Origin of the sequence: Salmonella sp. NW645, assembly GCF_051703725.1 — a bacterium.
In the GTDB taxonomy this organism is placed as follows: Bacteria; Pseudomonadota; Gammaproteobacteria; order Enterobacterales; family Enterobacteriaceae; genus Salmonella; species Salmonella enterica.
The window spans coordinates 19,717-45,991 of record NZ_JAMMKR010000005.1 but is presented as its reverse complement, the minus strand read 5'-3'; the positions used below and the strand labels follow the sequence as shown (position 1 = coordinate 45,991).

The window sequence follows — 26,275 nt, the reverse complement described above, 5'->3', positions numbered from 1 at the left end:
AAGCCTTTCTATGTGAACACTGCGTCTGGTAGTGTTTTGAGCGATGTCGTCTATAGCTGGATATAACATAGGCTTTATCGTGAGTGTGTTATACTATATATGTTAATGCGTTGAATTTTTTCTCTTTTTTATTAGATGCTGTCTTTTTCGTATACCCTTTCGGTTTATTCATGCCATACGTCTGTATTACAAAAATGTTATATCCATCCTGTTGTAATTTTTATTTTAATTCATTCGTTTTTTTATACGATTTGCCGGAAAGTATCTGTATAAGGTGGATACGCCAATACCAAAAATAATAGCTAATTGCTGCCGAGGATGGCCTTTCTCTAATAGCCGGCTAATCTGTTCCTGTTCATGTCTATTGATCGCCCGAGGGCGCCCTCCCAGTCGTCCTTGCGCTCTGGCGGCAGCCAGTCCGGCAAGGGTTCGCTCGACAATTAATTCTCGCTCCATCTCGGCCAGTGCTGACATTACATGAAAAAAGAATCGCCCCATCGCGCTACTGGTATCAATACTATCGGTTAAAGAATGGAAGTGAGCTCCACGTTCATGTAATTCTGATATTAACGCCACCAGGTTTTTCACGCTGCGGCCCAGTCTGTCTAATTTCCAGACGACAAGAGTATCGCCTTTATTTACATACTTTAGCGCTCGTTTCAGGCCGGGGCGGTTTGCAATCTTGCCACTGATACGGTCCTCAAAAATGCGGTCACAATTTGCACTAGTAAGAGCATTACGCTGTAAATCGATATTTTGGTCAATTGTTGACACCCGAATATACCCAATAGTAGCCATGATTTTCTCCTTTACATCAGATAAAGAAGAATTTTAGTCGCTTTTCTCATGGGAGATTGTTTTATCAAAAACCTTCCAAAAGGAAAATTTTATGGCACAAGTAATCAACACTAACAGTCTGTCGCTGCTGACCCAGAATAACCTGAACAAATCCCAGTCCGCACTGGGCACCGCTATCGAGCGTCTGTCTTCTGGTCTGCGTATCAACAGCGCGAAAGACGATGCGGCAGGTCAGGCGATTGCTAACCGTTTTACCGCGAACATCAAAGGTCTGACTCAGGCTTCCCGTAACGCTAACGACGGTATCTCCATTGCGCAGACCACTGAAGGCGCGCTGAACGAAATCAACAACAACCTGCAGCGTGTGCGTGAACTGGCGGTTCAGTCTGCTAACAGCACCAACTCCCAGTCTGACCTCGACTCCATCCAGGCTGAAATCACCCAGCGCCTGAACGAAATCGACCGTGTATCCGGCCAGACTCAGTTCAACGGCGTGAAAGTCCTGGCGCAGGACAACACCCTGACCATCCAGGTTGGTGCCAACGACGGTGAAACTATCGATATCGATCTGAAGCAGATCAACTCGCAGACCCTGGGTCTGGATTCACTGAACGTGCAGAAAGCGTATGATGTGAAAGATACAGCAGTAACAACGAAAGCTTATGCCAATAATGGTACTACACTGGATGTATCGGGTCTTGATGATGCAGCTATTAAAGCGGCTACGGGTGGTACGAATGGTGCACCTAGTGTAACAGGTAGTGCGGTTAAATTTGACGCAGATAATAACAAGTACTTTGTTACTATTGGTGGCTTTACTGGTGCTGATCTCGACAAAAATGGCGATTATGAAGTTAACGTTGCTACTGACGGTACAGTAACCCTTGCGGCTGGCGCAACTAAAACCACAATGCCTGCTGGTGCGACAACTAAAACAGAAGTACAGGAGTTAAAAGATACACCAGCAGTTGTTTCAGCAGATGCTAAAAATGCCTTAATCGCTGGCGGCGTTGACACTGCCGATGCTAATGGCGCTGAGTTGGTCAAAATGTCTTATACCGATAAAAATGGTAAGACAATTGAAGGCGGTTATGCGCTTAAAGCTGGCGATAAGTATTACGCCGCAGATTACGATGAAGCGACAGGAGCAATTAAAGCTAAAACCACAAGTTATATTGCTGCTGACGGCACTACCAAAACAGCGGCTAACCAACTGGGTGGCGTAGACGGTAAAACCGAAGTCGTTACTATCGACGGTAAAACCTATAATGCCAGCAAAGCCGCTGGTCATGATTTCAAAGCACAACCAGAGCTGGCTGAAGCAGCCGCTAAAACCACCGAAAACCCGCTGCAGAAAATTGATGCCGCGCTGGCGCAGGTGGATGCGCTGCGTTCTGACCTGGGTGCGGTACAGAACCGTTTTAACTCCGCTATCACCAACCTGGGCAATACCGTAAACAACCTGTCTGAAGCGCGTAGCCGTATCGAAGATTCTGACTATGCGACCGAAGTTTCCAACATGTCTCGCGCGCAGATCCTGCAGCAGGCCGGTACTTCCGTTCTGGCACAGGCTAACCAGGTCCCGCAGAACGTGCTGTCTCTGTTACGTTAATTTATTTCGTTTTATTCAGCCCCGTGAATTCGGGGCTTTTTCATTCAGCATAGATGAATATATCTTTATGGAATGTATAGCTGTAAATGATATTTCCTACGGGCGAGAGGCTGAAATATGGCCGCGGGATTATTCTATGCTTGCTCGTCGAGTTCAATTTCTACGTTTTAATGATATCCCTGTTCGATTGGTGAGTAATAATGCCCGGATAATCACAGGCTACATTGCGAAGTTTAATCCGAGGGAAAATTTGATTCTGGCTTCGGATAAACCTAAAGGAAATAAGCGCATTGAAGTTAAATTAGAGTCTCTGGCAATTCTTGAAGAATTATCAGGTAATGACGCTTTTAATCTTTCGCTGGTGCCGGCTGACGAATTTAATCTTCAGCAAGATACTCCATCAAGAAGAGATTATTTCTCGATTTGCAATAAGTGCTATAAACAGGGAGTCGGTATCAAAATCTATATGAAGTATGGACAGGTTTTGACTGGCAAAACGACAGGCGTAAATGCGTGTCAGGTTGGTGTGAGGACATCCAATGGCAATCATATGCAAGTTATGTTTGACTGGGTGAGCAGGATCACGTCTTCGGATTACGCTGAATAACGTATACGGTAGTAAAAAATTCCGTGAGAAAATATTGATCCTGGAGGAACAGAGACCATTCGACAGCGCATAGATAGTTTCGCCGCTGCTCGTGCCACTACGGCCAGGACGCTTAAAGCAGCTGACAGAAAAGAATTGATCATTAAAGCTTCGCAAAGAAGGTCTGCTGAATCTTCGTAAATCTATGGATACCGTAGCCCAACATCCTGGCGTCTCACGGGCAACTGCTTATCTTTATGCTCGACAGTCTGACTGCGAGCTTTGCCCCAGCCAGGCAGGACTCTCAGTGAGTGTTCTATTTTCTTTGACTCTCGTATTCCAATTCTTTCGGGAGTTATTGGTGAGACTTTTGGCGTTTTGCCCTGTCACCCATTGCGTCATTTGACGTCAATGCCCGTGAGGCTCTCAGCAATCCTCACCAGGCGGCAATAGATGTAAAAAAGCCCGCAGGGCTTGTGCCGTGCGGACTTTCTGTACTTCACTGAACGTCAGTGTATCAATATTTGGTGGAGCTGGCGGGAGTTGAACCCGCGTCCGAAATTCCTACATCCTCGGTACTACATGCTTAGTCAGTCTTTACATTCGCCTGGCACCTGCGGACGGACACGCCACTACCAGACTAGCCTGATTCGTTTTAACGCTTCAACCCCAGGCAGGGCATCCGCGCGATCTCTTTAGGGTTTGACCTCTCTTGATCCCCGTCCTAAGAGCGGAGGCTAGGGAGAGAGGGCTCTAAGCAGGTTATTAAGCTGCTAAAGCGTAGGTTTCGTCGTTTGCGACTATTTTTTTGCGGCTTTTTACGAGGCCAACCGCCCCTCGGCATGCACCTTGGGTTTCGCAAATCCCGTCGAATCCAGAATCAGCCCCAATGTGTAAGGTAAGTATAACAGACTTGTGACACGCGTGACCAGCCCCCGTATCTTCTTATCTTCAACGATTTACCGCTCGCGCAGCGCTTCTTTCGCGCGATTAAACGGTTTGATTAAATAGTCGACAATGGTTTTTTCACCGGTTTTGATATCCACCGTGGCGATCATGCCTGGAACAATCGAAAAACGGCGTCCTGATTTATTTTGTAGATAGTCCTGGTGGGTGCGGATAAACACGCGATAGTAGAAAATTTCCGGTTTCACTTTATCCTGAATGGTGTCTGGTGAAATGGTCTCCACCACGCCGTCAAGCCCGCCGTAAATGGCGTAATCGTAAGCAGTAATTTTAACCAATGCGCGTTGGCCGGGATGAATAAAGGCGATATCACGCGGCGAAAGGCGGGTTTCAATCAGCAGACGATCGTCTACCGGCACTATCTCCATCATCTCGCCGTTAGGCGGGATCACGCCGCCAATCGTCGTGACCTGGATATTTTTAACAATGCCGCGTACCGGCGAACGCACGGTAAGGCGGGTGACGGAATCCTCGCGTCCTTTTAAAATGGCGGAGAGCATATCGACCTCAGCGTTCGCTTTCGATAACGCTTCGCGTGCCTGCACATAATATTGTGAGCGCAGATCGGTAATTTTTAAGCCTAAATCGCTTTTTTGTCGTTGCAGGCGTAGCACTTCAACATGACTGGCCGCGCCGCTTTTCTCCAGCCGCTGGGTAATGGTCAGCTCTTTATTAACCGACGCCAGCGCATCCCGTAGCTCGGCTTCGGTATCGGCCAGCTGCGCGCGGCGGCTTTTATAGAGACGCGTCTCTGCGGCAATCAGATCCGGCCAGCCGTTCAGCTCAGCGGGAAAGGCGAGAGGTAAGTCGCTGACTTCCGCAGTTAACCGTGCGCTGGAGGCGAGTGAAGCGCGATATTTTGCCGCACTTTCACCAACATTGGACGCCAGACGCGTCGGATCAAGCCGGGCGACAATCTGATTAGCCTGAACTCTGTCGCCTTCCCGCACCGTCAACTGCGCCAGAATGCCGCCATCCAGCGACTGCAGAACCTGTTCGCGTGAACTGGGGATCACTTTCCCGTTGCCGGTGGAAACCTCATCCAGTCGGCCAAACCACGCCCAGATGCCGAGAATGAGAAATAACAGTGAGCAGATCAGAACAATACGACCCGCGCCGGAAAACGCCCGTTCACGCTGAATATCGGGATCGTCCATCGCGGCATCATGCTGACTGATTTTCATTTTTCCACTCCCGACGGTGACTTTGCATCCGATCCGCGTTAAGCGCCTGCGCTTTTGGCGCATCCATCACCAGTTGTCCTTCTTTCAGGACAATGACACGCTCAACCAGCTCCAGTATTGGTACCCGGTGCGTCGCAACGACCAGGGTACGATTGCCAAGCCACTGATGTAACCGCTGAATAAACTCTCGCTCCGTATGCTCGTCCAGCGAGGCGCTGGGTTCGTCAAGTAGCACAATATTGGGGGAGCGCAGCAGCATTCTCGCCAGCAACAGGGACTGACGCTGCCCGCCGGACAGGCCGTTACCACCCTCCATAATGGGATGATCCAACCCTTTTGCCAGCCGCCTGACGAAGACGGCGCCGCCGCTGACTTCGAGCGCGTCAAAAATCTGTTCATCGTTGGCGTGCGGCGCGCCGAGCGTCAGGTTCTCTCGTAGGGTGCCGAAGAAAAGCCGCGCGTTCTGGCTAAGAAAGCCGATGTTGCGGCGTAAATCCGCCATATCGATGTGCGACAAGCTGAGATTATCAAGCCGGGCATCTCCCTGAATCATCTCCAGGCCGCCCGCCATCGCCTGTAAAAGTGTGGATTTACCCGCACCGTTACGCCCCAGTATCGCAATCCGCTCGCCTGGCATGATCTCCAGACGCACGAGGCGCAACGGTATGCGTTGATCGTCGTTATGGTAACGAAACTGAGCGTTTTCAAAGAGGTAATGCCCGTGGAGGATGTCGCGGTGTATCAGGCTATCGTCATGCTGTGTTTCGGTGGGCAGTTGCATAATGTTGTCGAGACCCATCTTCGCCGCTTTCACCTGCTGCCAGCGCGCCAGCACGCCGCACAGGTTAGCCATTGGCGCGATCATCCGCGAGCCGAGCATCGACGCGGCGACCACGGCGCCGGTAGTCATACTGCCTTCAATGACCATCGGTGCGCCGAACATAATCACTGCGGCATACACCAGACTTTGTACCGACATCCCCCAACTGATAAGCCCTTGCGTGAGTTTGCGGGTGCGTAGACCCGACTCGCCGGTAATACGGATATAGCTATTCCACTGCTGAAGAAAGCGGTTCTCCGCCTGCATCAGTTTAATATCTTCCAGCCCCTGAACGCTTTCGACCAAGACTGCATTGCGTAGCGTCGCTTCGTGGGCGGCCTGGTTGGCGAGGACAGACAGTCTTTTTTGCAGTGCGACGCCCGGCAGGATCATCAGCAGAGCCGCCACGGGCGCTATCCATGCCAGCGGTGGGGCAATAATCGCCAAGACTATCATAAACAGGAAAAAGAAAGGCAGATCGACAATGGTCGCCAGCGTTGAAGAGGTAATCATCTCGCGGATCTGCTCCAGTTCGCGTAACTGCGAGATAAAACTGCCGGTGGAACGGGGGATAGCGCTGTTGCGCAGCCTTAACGCATGACCGAATACCCGATCGGAAATGCGCATATCGGCGCGTTTACCGAGCACGTCCATAATGTGCGTACGCGCTTCACGCAGGAGAAAACCGAACAGCACCGCTACCAGCACGCCGAAGGAGAGCACGTACAGGGTAGGATATGACTGAGCGGGGATCACTCGATCGTAAACCTGCATAGAGAACACAATCCCGGCCAGCGACAGCACGTTAATCAGAAAGGCGGCGACCATTACCGGTAAATAAGGGCGAATATCCTGCAGAACCAGCTCGCGCATCCAGTCGGGTTTAAAGCGGGAGATATAGCGATCGACGCGGCTATCCTTGAGCGCCGATAGCGGGCGTAGCGCGGCAACATAGAGGATCTCCGGCAATAACTCGCTGAGCGTCAGGCGGTTACGCTGACCCTCTTCTTCAATCACAAAAACGTCTACCGCATCTTCGCCATTAACATGCTCGATGACCAATAACTGCCTGTCCTGGAGCTCGACAACCAACGGCAATCGCCACTGACTAAATGCCGTTTTGTCTATGTCCGGCGCATGAAAGGATAAACCCGCCTGCCGCGCGAGCTGCGTTAAGGCGGTCGTTCTGCTTTTACCCCTAAACCACGGGGCGTTGGCCTGAATTGAACCGGGAGAACAGGCAACGCGATAATGACCGGCGACATAGCTGATGGCCTGCGCCCATTGGCTTAGCGCGCGCTCACTGAGTACCTCTTCTACATCGGGGGCGGCGCGGGTCATGGCTGGATCTCCACGGATTGAATGCTGCGATGATTTAACGCGAACGCCTGACGAAGCGCGCCGGTGTTATACAGACAGTTCAGTTGCAACTGATGCAACTGGCTTTCCGTTTGCAGTTCGGCAAAACGCGCCTGGTAAACTTCCTGCTCCGCATTAAGCACGTCGAGCAGCGGGCGGGAACCGAGGTCAAGGTATTGCTGCTGATACAGTTCGCGCGTGCGTTCGCTAAGCTGCTGTTGCCGACGAAGGATTTGTAACGCGCTGGCAAGACTCATTGCCTGGCTGCGCGCCTCCATCAGTTTCTGGCGGACATCAAGCCGGGTGCGCTGAATGGTCGACTGAGCCGCGTCTACCGCATGGCTGGCGGCGTTGCGTCGGGCAGTCAGCCCTCCGCCCTGATAAAGCGGCATCTCAACTTTCACCCAGGTGGAATACTGGGTTTTATCCAGCACTTCATGACTGGGATATTTATCATTAAGATAATGTTGAACGGAAGGTTCGAGCGAAATTGTCGGCGTCATTTGCGCGCTGGCATAGTCCAGATTCGCCCGCGCAACGTTGGCCTGCGCCCAGGCGGCCAGTACCGCGGGCACCAGTCGATCGTCGGGAGTTGCCGTCTCACAGCTGCGAGCAAGTTTCGCCGGGAAGTCATTATTGATGCCGTTAAGCGAATTCCAGCCCAGCCAGCTCATCAGTGAGGCTTTCGCACTGTCGAGATTGGCCTGATACTGCGCCAGTTGCGAGCGGGCGGATTCGATTCTGGCTTCGGTTTGCACTACGTCAGATAGCGACGTAGCGCCTTCATCGCTGCGCTGCCGGATAAGTTTACCGATGCTGTCCAGCGCGACGAGCTGTTCTTCCGCCGCTTCTACCATTTGCTGCCAGCTCTGCGTTTGTACAATGGCGTTGGCGGTTTCGTGCGCGACGGTATCAATACTGAGCAACACATTGGCCTGTTGCTGCGCTGCGCCTGCGGTTTCGGCGCGAACCTGGCTTGCCACTTTGCCGAAGTCATAAAGCATTTGCGATACCGACAGCACCAGCGAGGGACTATACCCGTGATCGGTGTAGGTATTGCTGTACCCATTGTTCACACCAGCGCTGACTTGCGGATAATATTTCGATTTGGCGACCTCTATTTGTTCATTCTGTGCGAGCAGTTTGCCGACGGCTTCGCGAATAGAAGGATGCCAGCTAACGGCGCGATTGACCGCGTCATTGAGCGTCAGGTTGCCCGGCGCGGCGGCGCTGAGCGGCAACTCAGCGGCGGAGCCATCCAGCGAAGGAAGCATCTGGTCCGTTGCTAATCCTTCGGATGTAATCATTGGCGGCGCTTCTGCGCCCCGGGGCTGGTGATGAAACAAAGCAAATGCCAGTACGATGGCGACAGGCGCGACTCTTCCCATAGTTTATCCCTTTTAAATATCACCGCTTGTTGCCCCGAACGTCGTGGCGTTTGGGGCTTTTTTATCAACCGCCGGTTATCAGGTGGTTGTTTTGCAAAAGATCATTTAGCGTGAGCTGCACATTCTCCAGAGTGACAAGGTCAGTGGATTTAAACGCGCTGCCGACGCCGTCGCGATCGACGGATATCACCGTATTGGCGCCGCTGGTATGAACCTGAACAAAGTTACCCAGCGTCGCCGCCTGATGATCCCAGCCGGTCAGCAGTTCGTGGATATCGATCTTGTCGCCCTGCGCGGTGGAGAAGTTTTGCCAGCGATCGGCGCCATTGCCGCCGGTCGCGTCCGCGCCGTTTAACAGGTGGTAAATCAGCGTATCGCCATAGGCGGAGCCGATGAGAACATCGTTTTGGTTGGTACTGACGATTTGCGGCGCCATATCAATGGTCAATGTGGCGCTATCCGTATGACCCATCTTGTCATCCAGTTGATAGGTAAAGACCTCTTTACTGGTGATGGACGACATCGCGACGCCATTATTCAGCGTGTAGGTGTAAGCGCCATCGAGGTTAATTTGCAATGTGCCGTAATGTCCCTGAATCGTGGCGCTGGTGGTATTCGCCGCGGCGTCCAGCGTGGCGGCGCTGCCGTTATACCCGCTAATGCTCAGGCGGGTATTCACCGTATTAAGCTGATCCATCGCCCCCGCCGCATCGCTGCCGTCAAAAATATTGCCGAGAACGGTATGCGTTCCGGACGTTTCAAAATTATCCAGATCGACGGTGGTGCCGATGACGCGTGGCGTGATCGTCGCCGCCCCGGCCAGGGTATTGGTGCCGGTAAAGTTAAGCGTGTACGTTCCGGCATCCAGCTCCAGGCCGCTCAGGTTGACGGTCACCGTCGCGCTGCCCAGCGTGATATTCGCCACCGGAACGGTTCCGTTGCGTATGACGGTCCCGTTCTCCTGAATGGCCCAGCTAATATTCAGATTGCCCAGCGTAATGAGCGTGGAGACATCAAAGACCAGTGACGCGCCTTTAAGTACGGTGCCCGTTGCAACGTCAAAGGTGCCGCTCCCGCTGCCCGATTTACCGAGTAGCCCCCAACTGGCGCTGCCGACGCTGGAGTCCAGCCAGGCAGCGGTATCCTGAAGCGTGGCGACGCTAAGGGTATCGCTGACATCATTAATCGCATCCAGCGCCCTGGCGGTTGGCGTGATATTGAGCGAGGCCGTATCGGTATCGCCGTTTGGCGCTTTGACCGTATAGATAAAGCTGTCCGGCGTTTTAATGCTGTCGGCACCGACGCCATTCTTCAGCGTGTAGGTATAGTTGCCTCTTGCGTCAATGATGAGCGAGCCATACAACCCGTTTACCTCCGTCGTGCCGGTCGCCGCAATCGCCACGCCGTTTACTTCAGTGAGGAGGGCGTCCGTAGGGGCGACATCATTGGTCAGTACGTTGCCGGTGGTGTTGGCGGTGATACTGTCAACGGCATAGGTGTGGTCCTGGGAAATCGCCAGCGTATAGCCAGTGAGGACGCTAATGCCGCTGGCGGTATTCAGCACGAACAAGTATTCGCCGCCAGGCAACGTCAGGGTCAGCGGCTGGGACTGTCCGGCTAACAGCAGGGTGTTAATCCAGCCCTTTTGCACCCGGAACTGCTCATATTGTTGAATGGCATCGTTGAAGCGATAAACGTACAGATCGAACGTGGAAACCAGTGAGACGCCGCCGACGGTTCCCTGTAACGTCATGGTTCGCGTAGCGCCTTCTTCAACGTTAAAGATGATCGGATTAGTCATATCATCAAGCAGATTCGCGTTCAGTACATTACCAAGTCCGACGCTTAATACCGTGACGCCGCTTTGCGTCGAGGGACCGTTGTTGACGTAGCTAACGTGAGTATCAAAGACCAGAGAGGCGTTATTGTCTGTCGCTATCACGCTGCCCGGTACAGGAGCGGGACCCAGATTGATAACCAGTTGCGCGGCGCTGCTACCGACGCCATTCTGGGTGATGGTGTAGGTGAAGCTCTCTTTATGTCCGTATCCTGCCGTGGGCTTAGTCAGCGTGTAGGTGTAACTGCCATCCTGATTAATGTGCAGCGTGCCGTATTGCCCCTGGATATCCACGCCGCCCGCGCCGACCGGCGTACTGACACCGTTGGCGTTGGTGATGGCGGTGACCGTGGTGCCCGTCGGCGCGGTATCATCAGCCATGACGTTGCCGGTACTGATGGTTGGCCCGCTAATAATACCTGCGCTGGTCTGGTGTACATCGACATCCAGGCTGGTATATGACCCGGTGGCGAGCAGACTGGTGTTATAAGTGAGTACCCGGTACTGGCCTTCGCCCAGGCCGCTCAGGTTCAGGGTAACGCCGCTCCCGGTCAGGGTAAGCAAATTCGCGAAGTCGCCAACGGCGGTGTTGACGATCGTCGTCCAGGCGCCGAGGCTGGTGTCGTAGCGCTGTACCACAATCTCCTGAGTACTGAGCAGCGAAAGCACGATTCCCGTTGCGGCGGCATCAATGGTGACGTCGCCCGTACCACCTTCAGCAATGATGAACTCAACCTGAGCGGTATCGTTACCCAAAACCGAGGCGACATTGCCAAGCGCGCCAACCAGCAGCAGGCCGTAATCCGAATAATTTTGCGTGCTGGTGACGGCGGTCGAGGTCAGATCAAGGCTGGTGATGTTATCCCTTGCCGCCAGCGGCAGAACCGGCGCGGTAATGCCTAACGCGCCGGAGGCGTTACCCGCAGCGTCAGTGGCCGTCACGTTAATGAGTTGACCTTCAATTTGTTTTGTCGGCAAGGTGAGAGACCATGCGCCGTTGCTGCCGGCGGTGGTGGTGAGCGTCACGCCGCCCGCCAGCGTGACGGTTACGGTGCTGTTTGCCTCTGCCTGTCCGGAAAGTGAACCGCCATCGGCGCTGAGCGTACCTGACGGCGTACCGGGCGCCAGCGTATCGACAATCACCGTCGCGGCGGTGGAGACGCTGCCTGTACCGTTGGCGTTAGTCGCGGTGGCGGTGAAGGCGTGGCTGCCTTCGGTCAAATTGCCTGTCGGGGTAAAGCTCCAGTTTCCGCTGGCGTTCGCCGTGGTGGTGCCGAGCAGCGCCCCGTTGTTATAAATGCTCACCGTGGCGCCCGCCTGAGCGGTACCATTCAATGTAGGTTGTGCGTCATTAGTGACCTGGCCGTTGGCGATAGCGCCGGTATAAATACCCACATCATCTACTACGTTGGTGATGATCGGTGCTTCCGGCACACGCGTATCGGGCGCGGTAAATCCGGCGGCAATGCCTGTGTTGCCTGCTTTATCCTGGGCAAATGCCAGTAGCGGCTGACCATTGGTCTGCGCGGGCGTGAGTGTGGCGGTGAAGCTGCCTGTACCGTCGGCGGTGGCGGTTCCCAGTACCACACCAGTCTCAGAGGTAATCGTCACTGTACTGCCTGCTTCCGCGGTGCCCGTCACCCGATTACCGGTAGCATTGATGACCAGGTTGCCGGGCGCGCCGGGCGCAATGGTATCCACGATAATCGTTGTCGATGGCGAAGCGGCGCTAACGTTGCCAGCCGCATCGGCGGCGCTAACGCTATAGGCGTGACTTCCCTGGCCGAGCGCGGCGGTTGGCGTCCAGCTCCAGTTGCCGCTGGCATTGGCGTTCACGGTCGCAACCAGCGCGCCATTATCGAAGATGCTTACCGCGCTGTTGGCTTCCGCGGTACCGTTGAGCGTCGGCTGTGTGTCGTTGGTCGATTGTCCATTGCCAATGGCGCCGGTATTGTTCGGGACATCATCAACGATGCTGGTTATAAGCGGAACCGTTGGCGCAAGGGTATCGACCACGATAGTAAAACCGCTGGTGGCCGGGCTAACGTTGCCTGCCGGGTCGGTGGCGGTCACTGTTAATGTGCGCGTGCCGTCGTTTAACCCTGTCGTCGGCGTAAAGCTCCACGCGCCGCCCGCGTTAGCCGAGGTGACGCCAAGCAGAGTGTTGCCATCATAGATACTGATCACGCTGCCCGCTTCGGCAGTGCCGTTCAGCGTGGGGCGGTTATCATTGGTTATCTGACCATTAGCGAGATTTCCTGTGACCCCGCCCGCGACGTCATCCACTACGGACGTCAGGATCGGCGTTTGCGGCGCGGTGGTATCGACCGTCAGGGTGAAAGCCGTACTGTTCGGGCTGCTGTTTCCTGCGGCATCGGTGGCGACGGCGGTGATGACGTGCGTTCCGCTTGTCAGCTTTGAGGTGGAGACGCTCCACGCGCCGTCAGGCTGAGCCGTTGTCGTGCCAATGACCGTGCCATTTTCATAGAGCGTGATCGTGGCGCCGGCTTCTGCGGTGCCGCTGAAGGTTGGCGTAGGATCGTTGGTATTTTGGCCGTTCGCGATCGTGCCGAGGCCTGGCGCCTGATCGTCACTGACTGATGTGATTACCGGCGTCAGCGGCGGCGTGGTATCGACGACGAAATTAACGCTGTCTGAAACGGGACTGGCGTTGCCTGCGGCATCAACGGCAATGACGGTAATTACATGGTTGCCCGTCGCCAGCGAGGCATCGGGCGTGTAGCGCCAGCTATTGCTATTGTCGGCGGGAATTTCAGCCAGCAGCGTGCCGTTATCGTAAAGACGAATAGTTGTGTTGGCTTCACGGGTGCCGCTAATGACAGGGCGCGCCTCGTCTGTGATCTGCCCTGAACTCAGATTGCCGGTAATGGGGCCCGTACCGTCGTAGACCGTATCAATAACAGGCGCGGCGGGAGCCGTGGTATCAATAGTAAACGAGCGTATTTCGGACGCGGCGCTGGTATTGCCTGCCGCATCGGTTGCTGTCGCCGTCAGGTTCCAGACGCCCGCGCCCAGCGAGGTAGACGGCGTAAAGCTCCAGCTACCGTTGGCCTGAACTTGCGCCGTGCCGACCAGCGCGCTGCCATTATAAATCGAGATGGTTGTACCCGCCTCACCGGTACCCGAAAGTGTTGGTCGGGTTTCGTTCGTCGAGCCGCCGTCGGGGACGATGCCCGTCACCGGCGCCGTATTGTCTGCCACGCTGGCGATAACCGGCGCGGCGGGCGGTGTGGCGTCAATCGTCAGCACAAATCCGCTGGACACCGCGCTGCTATTACCCGCCGGATCGGTGGCGCTAAGGGTGAACGTGTGGCTACCGTTTGCAAGCGGCGTCTGCGGCGTGAAACTCCACGTGCCGTCGCTATTCACCGTCGTGGTACCGATGGACGCGGGATTACCGTCAAGATAGACATTAATCGTCGCGCCAGCCTCTCCGCGCCCGTTCAGGGTGGGCGTCGCATCGTTCGTTAGCTGCCCGCTTACCAGGTTGCCGGTAATACCGGGTTGGTCATCTACGACGGAGGTAAGAACCGGGATCGCCGGAGGCGTAATATCGACCACGATCGTCCACGGCGCGGAGACCGCGCTGGTATTGCCCGCCGGATCGGTAGCGCTAACCGTCAGATTATGGCTTCCCTCTGATAAATTGCGGGGCACCGGGAAGATCCAGCTACCGTTTTCGCCTACCTGAGCCGTGCCAAGCGGCGTACCGTTATCAAAAATGGTGATTGTCGCGCCAGGTTCGCCAGTTCCGTTCAGTATTGGCTGCCGATCGTCGGTGGATTGCCCCGGTAACACCGGAACGGTCGGTTGATTGTTATCGTCAATCACGGACGTGATAACCGGCACATCTGGCACCTGCGCGTCAATGCTCAGCGTAAAGCCGTCCGAAGGCTGGCCGCTATTGCCGGCGGGATCGGTCGCCACGGCGGTAAAGATGTGTGCGATGCTCTCCAGCGGCGCGTTCGGGGTGAAGCGCCAGTTGCCGCTTTGATCTACCGTAGCGGAACCGATTTCTACGCCGTTATCCAGAATGCGGATCGTGGCACCTGCTTCTCCCGTTCCGTTGAGCGTCGGGCGTGAATCATTGGTGAGCGCGCCGTTATCCAGCGTACCGGTCATGCCGGGGACATCATCCGTTGCGCTGGTAATAACCGGTTGCGCCGGCGCGCTAAGATCGACAGTGATCCCGACCGGTGCGGACAGGCCGCCCGGGCCATTCGCATTGGTTGCCTGGACGGTGAAGTAATGTGTGCTTTCGCTTAATGGCGTCGCGATCTCAAAGATCCAGTTCCCGCTGGCGTCAACGGTGGCAAAGCCTGCCGAATCGCCATCAATGAAAACTTCAACGGTAGAGCCGATATCCGTGGTGCCGTGCAGCGTTGGCGTGGTGTCGTCCGTGGCGCCGCCCGCCGCAATATTCCCCTGTACGCTCCCGACATTATCTTCAATCGCCGTGATGGCCGGGACGGCGGGCAGACCGCTGTCGGAAGCGGGAAAATTCGTAGCCGGGCCGTTATTCCCCGCGCGATCGATAGCAATTGCCGTCAGCGTACCGCCATCGGTTTGCGCCGGACTGAGCGTAACGACGAATTCACCGGTGCCATTAGCGACAGCGCTGCCGACCAGGGTGCCATCGGCATGATGAATTTCAACGGTAGCGTAAGGATCGGCGCGTCCGGCGACGCGCGTGCCATCGTCGTCCACCGTCTGGATCGTTGGCGCGGGCGGGGCGGTGATATCCACGGTAATGGTGATCGGTTGGGTTTGCGCCGTGGTATTTCCAGCATCGTCAGTCGCGCTGAAGGTTAGCGCATGGCTGACTTCTGATAATTCGGGCGTATTGAATGTCCAGACCCCGTCGGTGACGAGCGCCGTCCCGATTGCCACGCCATTGTCGTAAATCGTGACGGTGCTGCCGTTTTCGCCGCTGCCGTTGATAGTCAGCGTCCGATCGTTAGTAAAAGCGCCATCGGTTAATGGCCCGGTCACTGGCGCAACATCGTCAAGGATCTCATTGACGACGGGCGGCAGCAACGGAACGGTGTCGACGGTGAAGGTAAAGCTGTTCGATACGCCGCTGCTGTTTCCGGCGGCATCGGCGGCAATGGCGGTCAGGGTGTAGACGCCATCCGGCAACGCGCTGGTCACCGGCAGCGTCCAGGTGCCGGTCTCATCGACGGTGACTACGCCTAAAACGCTGCTGCCGTTATAGAGCGTAATAATGCTGCCGATGTCGCCAGTGCCGTGAATGACCGGTGTATTGTCGTCAGTGGTTGCGCCGCTGACAATAGTATCCTGGACTTCGCCGACGTTATCTTCGGCAAAAGTGATAACTGGATTGGCGGGCGCAGTGGTGTCTAGCGTAAAAGTGACTGAGGCGGAAGGTGGACTGATATTACCCGCTATATCGGTTTCCGTGACGGTAATGGTATAGGTTTCTGGCGTCAGTGCCGTAGGCGTAAAGCTCCAGCTTCCGTTATCGCCTACCGTTGTGCGACCAATTTCACTGCCATTATTGTAGAGAATTATCGTGCTGCCGATCTCTCCCGTGCCGCTGAAGGTCGGCGTGGTATCGTTCGTTGCGCCATTATTGCCGATGTTGCCGATAACCGGCGCGACGTTATCGCTGATTAGCGGCGCGTCAGGCTGCGCTGGAGGCTGGGTATCAAGGGTAACGGAGAAAACGCCGGAGGTGGGGCTACTATTGCCTGCGGCATCCGTGGCGGTGGCCGTCAGGATGTTTAACCCTTCGCTCAGATTACGGGTTAGCGGATAGGTCCAGCTACCCTGTGGATTGACCTGGACGGTAGCCAGTTCTACGCCGTTATTGTACAGGGTGATGATGGCGCCGGGTTCGCCGGTGCCGCTGAGGGTCGGCATACGCTGATTGGTAATACTGCCGTTTGCCAGTAGCACCTCGCCTTCTCCGCCTGTGATGGCGGCTGACACGATCTGCGGCGCATCCGGCGCCTGGGTATCGATGCGTAGGGTAAAGCTGATGGATTCGGGACTTTCGTTCCCCGCCGGATCGTTGGCGCGAGCGGTCAGAAGGTGGTCGCCGTCGCCCAGCGCGGCAGGCGGCGTAAACTGCCAGCGCCCGTCCGTGCCGACCAGCACCTGACCTATGGCATTGCCGTTATCGTAAAGGATGATTATGTCGCCTGCGGTGCCGCTACCGCTCAACCGGGGCTGGGATTCCTGGGTAATCTGATTGGTATCAATCGTATTTCCGTCGCCGTCAGTTACGCCGATAACGCCGGGGGCGGCAGGGGCCTGGGTATCAATGGTAATCGTAAAATCGGTCGAAAAAGGCGTGGTGTTGCCGTTACTGTCGCTGGCCGTCACGGTAAAGGTGTAGGTGTCGTCCGCCAGTGGCGAGGCCGTGGTGTAGGCGTAGCTCCAGACGCCGGAATTACCGACGATAATATCTGCTATCCAGGCGCCATTCTGATACAGGTGTACTGTGGAACCCGGTTCACCTGTACCGTTAATCGTTGGCGTGCTGTCGTTAGTGAGTCCCAGATGCGCGACGCTACCGAGAATACCCGGCGCATCATCTGTAATGAAGGTGATTACCGGTTGCTGCGGCGATTGCGTATCGACCACCAGGTCGAATGACGCGGCCGGACTGGCATTGCCTTTAGCGTCGGTTGCGATTACGGTCAGTTGATGCGCGCCTTCACCTAAATTTTGCGACGGCGTAAACGTCCAGCCACCGTTGGGCTGTAGCGTGGCGAGTCCCAGCGAAACACCGTTATCAAAAATTTCGACACGCGCGCCAGCCTCCGCCGTACCGCTAAGGGTAGGACGGTTGTCGTTGGTGGTTTGTCCGTTAACCAGCGGCCCGGTGAAGCTTTCAACATCGTCCAGCACCTGAGTGATAATGGGCTTATCCGGGGCGGTGATATCGGGCGCTTGCGCTGTGGTTGGCGGGCTGACGTTGTTGGCGCTGTCGGTGGCGGTGACGGTAACCTGTTCGCCGTTGGTCTGTGCGGGGACGAGGGGAAGGGTAAAATGACCTTCGCCATCTGCTTTGCCGCTGCCGAGCGGCGTGCCGTCCGGCGTGGCGATCGTGATGGCGCTACCCGGTTCGGCGGTGCCGCTGATACTGGCGCCATCCTCACTAATTACCACGTTTTTCGGCATTTCCGGCGCGGTACTGTCCGGCGCGATAACCGTCGCGGCGGCGCTTTCGTTTTTCGCGACATCGGTGGCGGTAGCGATAAGCGCCTGGCCGTTATTCTGCGCCGTATTCAGCGGAACGATAAATTGTCCGTTGCCGTTAGCGACGGCGCTGCCAAGTACGGTGTTGCTACTGTCGCGGATAGTTACCGTTGCCCCGGCTTCCGCCTGACCGCTTACGGACAGACCGTCGGTCGCCACGATAAGACCGTTCGGTGCCGCAGGCGCAGTTTTATCCGGCGCGTTCAGCGTTTCTACCGGACCGCTATTCGCGGCTTTATCGGTAACGCTAATGCTTAATGTTTCGCCGTTAATTTTCGCCGGGCTAATACCTATTGAGAAGGTACCGTCGTCGCCTGCCGTTCCACTACCGAGCGTATTTCCCTGGCTGTCTTTGATAACCACAGTACTGCCAGCTTCCGTAGTGCCGGTAAGTCTGTCGCCGACGTCGCTAACCGCCAGGCCTTCCAGCACCGGCGGCTGCGTGTCGATATCAATGGTAAAGGAGGCGGACTGCCCGCTGGTGCCGCGATCGTTGGTCGCGGTAGCGGTAAAGACATGGTCGCCATCGGCAAGTGCCAGCGAGGGGGTAAAGCTCCATTTGCCGTCAGCGTCAGCGACAATGGGCGGAAAGGTCGGTACAGGAAAGCCATTATCGTTAATCGATATCGTACTGCCTGGTTCGGCAATACCGCTGAGAGTTGGGCGGTTATCATCTGTGGCATCGCCATTTTTCAGCAGCCCGGTAACGGTGCCAGCGTCATCCGTCACGGTAAGGATAGTCGGCTGGGCAGGATACTGTGAATCAGAAGCGGTAAACTCCGTGGTGGGGCCGATGTTACCGACGGCGTCCTGAATACGCGCTTCCAGACGCTCGCCGTGGGTCTGGGCCGGATTCAGCGTGATGCTGAAGTGGTTATTTTCTCCGGTAATCGTGGAGCCCAGGTAATTTCCCGCCGGGTCATAGATCGACACGGTACTGCCAGCTTCAGCGGTACCGCTAACGGTTGTGCCGTCTTTCGCGACATTATCAATGATAGCGGCGTCAGGCGGCGTGGTGTCCACAATGATAGTAGGCGTTGTCGTCACGCGGCTCACGTTTCCGGCTTTGTCGCTTTGTTCGACGGTAAAGGTATGTTCGCCATCGCTTAACGGTGTAGTCGGCGTAAAGGTCCAGCGCCCATTTTCGTCTACGGTAGCGCTGCCGATAACGGTTGAACCCTCTTTAATCGTGATGGTATTGCCAGCCTCTCCCTGCCCGGAAAATAGCGGTTTTGCCTCGTCAGTCCGGTCATTATTCTGTAGCGGCCCGGTGAGCAAACCGGTGTTATCGGCAATCAGTTCAACGCGTGGGGCATCGGGGCTGAGTGTGTCGATAGTCAGCGAAAAGCGGGCTGATTCGCTACTTTCGCCTTTAACGTTAGTCGCAATGGCGGTGAAATGATTTTCCCCATCCGCTAGCGCGCTGGTAATGGCAAAATGCCAGCTTCCGCTGCTATCAACCGTTGTGGAGCCTATTTCCTGACCATTGGCGTAAATATGGATGACTGTGCCTGCGCTGCCGGTTCCCTCCAGAGTGGGGGTATTGTCGTTCGTAAACTGGTTATTGCTCAGCGTGCCGGTGAGGGGAGCGGCATCATCGATAGCGGCGGTGATAATCGGTGTATCGGGGAGAGGAATGTTGGGCGCATCAATGGTTGCGGATGGGCCGGTATTGCCGGCATCGTCAGTAGCGGTCACGGTAAGTTGTTCGCCGCTAATCTGTGGCGCTGTCAGATCAATACTAAATTTACCGTCGCTATCCGCTTTGCCCTCGCCAACGACGTTACCTGAAGGATCTTTGATGGTAATGGTACTGCCCGCTTCGGCCTCGCCGCTCACCGTTTTTCCGTCCGCTGAAATCAACAACTTGCCGGGAGCGAGAGGCGGGGTAGTATCTACAGGATTACTGCTACCTGGAGTATTGCCGTTAGGGTTACTGCCGCCGGGATTGCTGTTATCAGGGGGATTACCGTCAGGATTGGTGTTATCGGGGGGCGGATTATCGCCATCCGAATGATGGTGGGAATCGCCGCCGCCGGAAGACGCGATAGCGGCAATGCCGCCAGCCGCCACCGCGCCAGCCAGTACCCACGGCCAAACGGCGCCGCCTGCTTCATGGGAAGTGCCGGAAGTGACCAGCAGCTCATTAATATCAGCGATTTGTTCAAAATGTAGCCCGGCTTGCGGATTTTCTACCCACCATAACGTGCCATCGTTTTCCGCCAGTACCAGCTGGCTTGCGCCCAGATCGTTGGTAACGTAAAAGTTTTTAATCGTGATCGTTTCGCCGGAATGGAGCGTCACCACCAGATCCTGATTAATGCGCGTAAGTTGACTAATTTCTTCCCGGGCCACTGATAATTTAACAATTGACGGGGCGTTAAGAGTGACCGCTGAGGATTCCACAGTGGTGGAGACGCCAGTCAATTTCGAAACCACGGCGAGTAGACGCATAAATTAGCTCCTGATGGATTTGCTCTGTGTATTAATTAACGGGCACGACGTTCAGGGCAAAATGCGTAGACGAGCCTTCCCGTTCATCGTGAGAGATGAATTTCCGTAGCCATATTCTTTTTTATGAGCGTAGGTGAAGGTCTGGTTTTCTCGCCGAATAACCCTTTGTTTTTTGTGCCTGACTAGTGCTTTCGTATTAGATGATATAGTCAGAAAAAAATCTTTCTGCAAATTAAGATCTATTGATAAAGGTGTTAGTGCGTCTGAAATATAACGGAGTTTGTGTTAAGGAGATGTAGGGTGGGCTAACAATACATGATAATTTTTTATTTATCTTTATGTTTTATAATGAATTTTAATTTTTTCTTCTTTTTCTCTTTTAACATAAAAACAATACTTTTTGTGAAGGTATTCAGCAATATTAAATTTTATAAAAATCATTTGAAGTATTGTGTTATTAGACTATAAAAATTTTTAAACAAAGAATATATTCTTGTTGTGGTGTGGTATTTATTGCTATTGATAAGCGTCAGACACAGAGAATATATTTTCGAGGCATGCCTGAGATATGAATATTGACCAGCTTCATACTGAGAAGCTGGTCACAAAAATGTCTATTATCGGCCTGCATTTTTCATAATGCGTGCTTTATCCAGTTGCCACTCACGTTCTTTAAGATCGGAACGTTTATCATGTTGTTTTTTACCTTTCGCCACGCCGATCTTCACTTTGCACCAGGCATTTTTCCAGTACAGAGAAAGCGCGACGACAGTATAACCTTCACGATTAATACGGCCATACAGTGAATCAAGCTCACGCTGATTTAACAACAGTTTGCGGGTTCGGGTTGGGTCGCATACGACATGTGTCGAGGCGACCGCCATCGGCGTAAAGTTTGCGCCAAACAGCCAGGCCTCGCCATCTTTGAGGATAACGTAACTGTCGCCGATATTGGCTTTTCCTGCGCGCAGAGATTTTACTTCCCAGCCTTGCAGGGCGAGACCAGCCTCGAACTCTTCTTCGATAAAGTATTCGTGCCGGGCGCGCTTATTCAGCGCGATGGTGGCTGAGCCCGGTTTATGTGCTTTTTTCTTCGTCATAAGTGTCGTGAATTCATAGGTAATCTGATATCGAAAACACCCCATTACGTCCTGATGAGGTGCAAAAATCTATCTTAGCATGAGTTGGGCTATGCACGCACAATTAAGGCATGACGGTTGGGGACAGCATTTTTTTTACTCGCTGATAAGTGGTATTATTTACACGATTTATGTTGATGGGAATTGCTATGCCTCAGATTAGTCGGACTGCTTTAGTCCCCTACAGTGCGGAACAGATGTATCAGTTAGTGAATGACGTGCAATCGTATCCCCAGTTTTTGCCTGGGTGTGTTGGTAGTCGCGTCCTGGAGTCATCGCCAGCACAGATGACGGCGGCTGTTGACGTGTCGAAGGCGGGTATCAGCAAGACGTTTACGACGCGTAATCAGCTAACGCGTAACCAGAGCATTCTGATGCATCTGGTGGATGGCCCCTTTAAAAAGCTGATCGGCGGCTGGAAATTTACCCCGCTCAGCCCCGAGGCGTGCCGTATTGAGTTTCAGCTTGATTTTGAGTTTACCAATAAACTCATTGAGCTGGCGTTTGGTCGTGTATTCAAAGAGTTAGCGTCCAACATGGTGCAAGCGTTTACGGTTCGCGCCAAAGAGGTTTACCGTGCCGGATAAACTTGTGGTTGAAGTGGCTTATGCGCTGCCGGAAAAGCAGTATTTGCAGCGCGTAACGCTGGAGGAGGGCGCGACGGTCGAAGAGGCGATTCGCGCTTCCGGCTTGCTGGAATTGCGCACGGATATCGATCTGGCGAAAAATAAAGTAGGTATCTATAGTCGTCCGGTAAAACTCACCGATACGGTGCAGGATGGCGATCGGGTTGAAATTTACCGTCCCTTAATCGCCGATCCAAAAGCATTACGCCGCCAGCGCGCCGAAAAATCGGCTGGCAGATAATTAACCTTGCCGGATAACGGTGTGAAAGCCGTACCACACCTGAAGCACAGGTGTGCCTGTAAGCCAGATGAACGTAGCGCCATCAGGCAAATTCGTACCAAATGGTGGGGAGAGGTTTGCAGGCCTGATGAACGTAACCTCATCAGGCGGTATCACAAAATTACTTCGTCAACGCCGGTTTGTTATCAATATTGGTTAACACGCCGCTGCTGTTAAAGGTGAGCGTCAGAGTCTGCTGCGTCACGTTCTCATGTCCTGGCTGCTGGCGGAAGACGTAAAACCAGGTGTCCGTACCAAAAGGATCGGTCATCATCGGCGTGCCTAAAGCATACGCAACCTGTTGTTGCGTCATACCAACACGCACTTTGGCGACATCCGTAGGTGTAAGATAGTTCCCCTGATTGATGTCAGGTCGGTAAACCACTCGCTCCAGAGTGGAACAGCCTGCGGTCAACATCAGGAGTACTGCTGCGGCAGCAGTCAGCGTTTTACAGCGCATAGTGATTGGGTTCCTTTTCGGGCCTGAGCAGTACGTGGCTCATATTAATATGCCGATGATAATAGACCTTTCATCACTTTAAAACCTTTTGCTGTCGGGTCTTACGGCGTTTTTGTTGTGAACTCAGACCTTCGGGAGATAAAAAAGTTTACGCCGCCAGCAGTTCTTTTGCGTTTGCCAGCGTATTACGCGTAACTTCACTTCCTCCCAACAGGCGGGCCAGTTCCTGTAAACGCGCACGTTTATCCAAAGGTTGCATATGTGTTTCGGTCATTGCCCCGTCAGTTTCTTTACTGACAAAGAAGTGCTGGTGACCGCACCCGGCTACCTGTGGCAGGTGAGTGACGCACATCACCTGAGTGGATTCGCCAAGCTGACGCAGGAGTTTACCGACCACGGCAGCGGTTGGGCCGCTGATGCCAACATCAACCTCGTCAAAAATTAGCGCCGGCGTTTCCATTTTGCGCGCGGTAATCACCTGAATAGCCAGCGCAATGCGCGACAGTTCACCGCCAGACGCGACTTTAGCGATAGGCTGCAGCGGCTGACCCGGGTTCGTCGTCACTTTAAACTCCACGCGATCGGCGCCGTCGTTGCTCAGATGATGCTCATCAAATTTCACGTCGATAGTAAACAGACCGTGCGGCATCGAAAGTAAATGCATACTTTCAGTGATCAACTGCCCCAGCTCCTGGGCGTAAAACTGACGCTGTTGATGCAGCGCTTGCGCCGTTTCCAGCGCTTGTTGGTGATGCTTATTAACCGCCAGCGTCAGCGTTTCCAGCGAATCGGCCTGATCGTCGAGCTGCTGCTGTTCTTCGAGCAGTGACTGATAAAGCTGCGGCAGCGCTTCCGGGCTGACGTGATGTTTTCGCGCCAGCGAAATTTGTTTAGCGATGCGCTGTTCAAGTTCAAACAGGCGATTGGGGTCTAAATCCAGACGCTCACAATAGTGGCGTAATTCATCGCTGGCTTCAGTGAGTTGGATAGTGGCTTCTTCCAGCATATCCAGGATGCCGGAAAGCTTGCTGTCCATACCCACCAGCTCGCTAACCAGTTGTTTTGCGCTATATAACTGGCTTTGCAGGTTAACGTCTTCGCCGTCCGCGAGTAGCGCCAGAGCGTTCTGGCTGGTCGTAAGCAACTGCCCGCTGTTGGCCAGCCGTTTGTACTCTTCGTCAATTTGCTCGAATTCGCCGGCCTGCGGATTAAAGTCGTTCAACTCTTTTAACTGATATTGCAGCAGTTCCGCGCGCGCGGCGCGTTCCTGGCTTTGTTGCTGGTGATGGGCGAGATCGCGGCAGCTTTGATGCCATAATTGGTAGCGGGCAGCCATCTGCTGCGCTAAAGCGGCTTCGTTGGCATAGCTATCCAGCAGCGATTTTTGCTGTTCGGGTTTGGTAAGCTGCTGGTGCGCATGTTGACCGTGAATTTGAATCAGCAACTGACCGAGCTCGCGCAATTGAGACAGGGGCACAGCGGTGCCGTTAATAAAGCCCCGTGAGCGGCCATCGCTGCTGATAACGCGGCGAAGTAAGCATTCGCGCCCTTCTTCAAGCTGGTTTTCTTCCAGCCAGCGCAATGCCGCAGGCGTGTCTTTCAGCGCAAAGCGGGCACACAAATCGGCACGGGTCGCTCCGGTACGGACCATATCGGCCTCAGCGCGACCGCCCAGACACAGACCCAGGGCATCAATCGCAATAGATTTACCCGCGCCGGTTTCACCAGTAATGACGGTCATTCCGCTCTGAAAATCGATCTCAAGCTCACGAACGATAGCAAAATTGCTGATGGTCAGTTGCGCCAACATAGCTGTTTTCCTGTATGAAAAACCATGACTGTAATTAAATACAGTATAAACTGGTTTTTTATACAGTAAAGAGGCTAACGTAAAATTAGAATAATTTTTTTGACCAGCCGAGTTTTGTGCTTAATGTATTGAAATAGCTGTAGTCTTTGGGATGTATCAGGTTGAGATGGTAGTCGCAGCGGCGAATCAGCACATCTTCTCCTTCCTGAATAGGCAGGGCTATCTGGCTGTCGCAGCTAATTTCCAGATCGCTACGGCGATGCGAAAAACGCAGACGAATCGTGCTACTGCTGTTAATGACTAACGGGCGCGCCGACAAGGTATGCGGGAACATCGGCACCAGGGTGATTGCATCCAGTGAAGGGGTCAGAATAGGGCCGCCTGCGGAGAGCGAATAGGCGGTGGAGCCTGTCGGCGTAGAAATGATCAGACCATCAGATCGCTGTGAAAAAGCGAAGGTTTCATCAATATAAACCTCGAATTCGATCATATGCGCCACTTTTCCCGGATGCAGCACCACTTCATTAATGGCTGTGCTGATACGCTTCTGGCGGTCCTGTTGGCAGACCTGCGCTTCCAGCAGAAAACGTTTTTCGGAGATATAGCGCCCTTCCAGCACATCAGATAATTGTTGCAGGGCGTTGTCCGGATCGAGATCGGTCAGGAAGCCAAGATTACCGCGGTTAATGCCAATCACATTGATGTCATAACGCGCCAGCGTACGCGCTGCGCCAAGCATATTGCCGTCGCCGCCCACGACTACCGCCAGATCCGCCTGTTGACCAATTTCCGCCAGCGTGCCGGTTGGCACATTTTTTAGCTGTAATTCGTGGGCGATTTGTTGCTCCACAATGACCTCATAACCCTGATCGCATAGCCAACGGTAGAGCATTTCATGTGTCGTGAGTGCGGTGGGATGACGCGGATGCCCCACAATGCCGATACACTTGAAATGATTATTCATTTTTCTGAGGTCCTTGTAGCGAAGATTGATGACAATGTGAGTACTTCCCTTGAAACCCTGAATCTGATCCCCATAATAAGCGAAGTTAGCGAGATGAATGCGAAAAAAACGCGGAGAAATTCATGAGTAGTAAAGAACAGAAAACGCCTGAGGGGCAAGCCCCGGAAGAAATTATCATGGATCAGCACGAAGAGGTTGAGGCAGTTGAACCAAACGATTCTGCTGAGCAGGTGGATCCGCGCGATGAAAAAATTGCGAATCTGGAAGTTCAGCTTGCAGAAGCCCAGACTCGCGAACGCGACACCGTGTTGCGCATCAAAGCGGAAATGGAAAACCTGCGCCGTCGTACTGAACAGGACATCGAAAAAGCGCATAAATTCGCTCTCGAGAAGTTCGTCAACGAATTGCTGCCGGTAATCGATAGCCTGGATCGCGCGCTGGAAGTCGCAGACAAAGCCAATCCGGATATGGCGGCAATGGTCGAAGGGATTGAGCTGACGCTGAAGTCTATGCTGGATGTGGTGCGTAAGTTCGGCGTGGAAGTGATTGCTGAGACCAACGTGCCGCTGGACCCGAACGTGCATCAGGCGATTGCGATGGTGGAGTCGGAAGAGGTTCCGGCAGGCAATGTGCTGGGTATTATGCAGAAAGGCTATACGCTGAACGGTCGTACCATTCGCGCGGCGATGGTGACTGTAGCGAAGGCGAAGTAAAAGTCTGATGGCCGATGTAAAGTCGGCCATT

General features: G+C 54.1%; 14 protein-coding genes, 1 other RNA gene and 1 pseudogene. 6 read left to right on the top strand and 10 right to left on the bottom strand.

What is annotated here, in order from left to right; translation table 11 throughout:
• Positions 1–225: 225 nt before the first annotated feature.
• Complete coding sequence (hin, locus tag NA389_RS12030) at positions 226–798, bottom strand: flagellar phase variation DNA invertase Hin (protein WP_000190917.1); 573 nt, start codon at positions 796–798, stop codon at positions 226–228.
• 91 nt (positions 799–889) lie between these two features.
• Here hin and NA389_RS12025 point away from each other — a divergent pair, with 91 nt between their 5' ends.
• The 3 genes and pseudogenes from NA389_RS12025 to NA389_RS12015 all read left to right on the top strand — a co-directional run.
• On the top strand, positions 890–2,410 hold the full coding sequence (locus tag NA389_RS12025; RefSeq protein ID WP_001667195.1) for a FliC/FljB family flagellin: 1,521 nt from the start codon (positions 890–892) through the stop codon (positions 2,408–2,410).
• 67 nt (positions 2,411–2,477) lie between these two features.
• Positions 2,478–3,017, top strand: a complete 540-nt coding sequence (fljA, locus tag NA389_RS12020; RefSeq protein WP_000388872.1) for a phase 1 flagellin gene repressor FljA — start codon at positions 2,478–2,480, stop codon at positions 3,015–3,017.
• Between the two features lie 27 nt (positions 3,018–3,044).
• A pseudogene (locus tag NA389_RS12015) lies at positions 3,045–3,267 on the top strand (helix-turn-helix domain-containing protein); the annotation flags it as partial.
• A 254-nt stretch (positions 3,268–3,521) separates the two neighbouring features.
• Here the strand turns inward: NA389_RS12015 and ssrA are convergent.
• The 6 genes from ssrA to smpB form a co-directional block, all read right to left on the bottom strand.
• Positions 3,522–3,884: a transfer-messenger RNA gene (ssrA, locus tag NA389_RS12010) on the bottom strand.
• 71 nt (positions 3,885–3,955) lie between these two features.
• Positions 3,956–5,119, bottom strand: coding sequence for an HlyD family type I secretion periplasmic adaptor subunit (locus NA389_RS12005; RefSeq protein ID WP_000342601.1), 1,164 nt, complete (start codon positions 5,117–5,119; stop codon positions 3,956–3,958).
• 7 nt (positions 5,120–5,126) lie between these two features.
• Positions 5,127–7,307, bottom strand: a complete 2,181-nt coding sequence (locus tag NA389_RS12000; RefSeq protein WP_000196146.1) for a type I secretion system permease/ATPase — start codon at positions 7,305–7,307, stop codon at positions 5,127–5,129.
• Positions 7,304–8,713, bottom strand: a complete 1,410-nt coding sequence (locus tag NA389_RS11995; protein ID WP_000533871.1) for a TolC family outer membrane protein — start codon at positions 8,711–8,713, stop codon at positions 7,304–7,306. Before NA389_RS11995 ends, NA389_RS12000 begins: the two co-directional genes overlap by 4 nt.
• 64 nt (positions 8,714–8,777) lie before the next feature.
• Positions 8,778–20,252, bottom strand: coding sequence for a biofilm-associated protein BapA (bapA, locus tag NA389_RS11990; RefSeq protein WP_001237700.1), 11,475 nt, complete (start codon positions 20,250–20,252; stop codon positions 8,778–8,780).
• 617 nt (positions 20,253–20,869) lie between these two features.
• Positions 20,870–21,352, bottom strand: a complete 483-nt coding sequence (gene smpB, locus NA389_RS11985; protein WP_001518569.1) for an SsrA-binding protein SmpB — start codon at positions 21,350–21,352, stop codon at positions 20,870–20,872.
• Between the two features lie 188 nt (positions 21,353–21,540).
• On the opposite strand from smpB, the gene NA389_RS11980 reads away from it, so the two are divergent.
• Together NA389_RS11980 and NA389_RS11975 are read left to right on the top strand one after the other, a co-directional pair.
• Positions 21,541–21,978, top strand: coding sequence for a type II toxin-antitoxin system RatA family toxin (locus tag NA389_RS11980; RefSeq protein WP_001543334.1), 438 nt, complete (start codon positions 21,541–21,543; stop codon positions 21,976–21,978).
• The gene (locus NA389_RS11975; RefSeq protein ID WP_001112990.1) at positions 21,968–22,258 is read left to right on the top strand and encodes an RnfH family protein; all 291 of its coding nucleotides are present in this window, start codon (positions 21,968–21,970) and stop codon (positions 22,256–22,258) included. The genes NA389_RS11980 and NA389_RS11975 overlap by 11 nt, the downstream gene beginning before the upstream one ends.
• A 160-nt stretch (positions 22,259–22,418) precedes the next feature.
• On the opposite strand, the gene bamE is transcribed toward NA389_RS11975, so the two are convergent.
• The 3 genes from bamE to nadK form a co-directional block, all read right to left on the bottom strand.
• Positions 22,419–22,757: an outer membrane protein assembly factor BamE gene (gene bamE / locus NA389_RS11970; RefSeq protein WP_001203443.1), complete on the bottom strand. Its 339-nt coding sequence runs from the start codon at positions 22,755–22,757 to the stop codon at positions 22,419–22,421.
• 148 nt (positions 22,758–22,905) lie between these two features.
• Positions 22,906–24,567 carry a DNA repair protein RecN gene (gene recN / locus NA389_RS11965; RefSeq protein WP_000880965.1) on the bottom strand — a complete coding sequence of 554 codons (1,662 nt, stop codon included), beginning with the start codon at positions 24,565–24,567 and terminating at the stop codon, positions 22,906–22,908.
• A gap of 85 nt (positions 24,568–24,652) precedes the next feature.
• A complete protein-coding gene (gene nadK / locus NA389_RS11960) occupies positions 24,653–25,531 on the bottom strand; it encodes an NAD(+) kinase (RefSeq protein WP_001059155.1) in 879 nt (292 codons plus the stop codon).
• A gap of 122 nt (positions 25,532–25,653) precedes the next feature.
• Between nadK and grpE the strand changes: the two genes are divergently transcribed.
• Complete coding sequence (gene grpE / locus NA389_RS11955) at positions 25,654–26,244, top strand: nucleotide exchange factor GrpE (RefSeq protein WP_001518875.1); 591 nt, start codon at positions 25,654–25,656, stop codon at positions 26,242–26,244.
• The last annotated feature ends 31 nt before the right edge of the window (positions 26,245–26,275 follow it).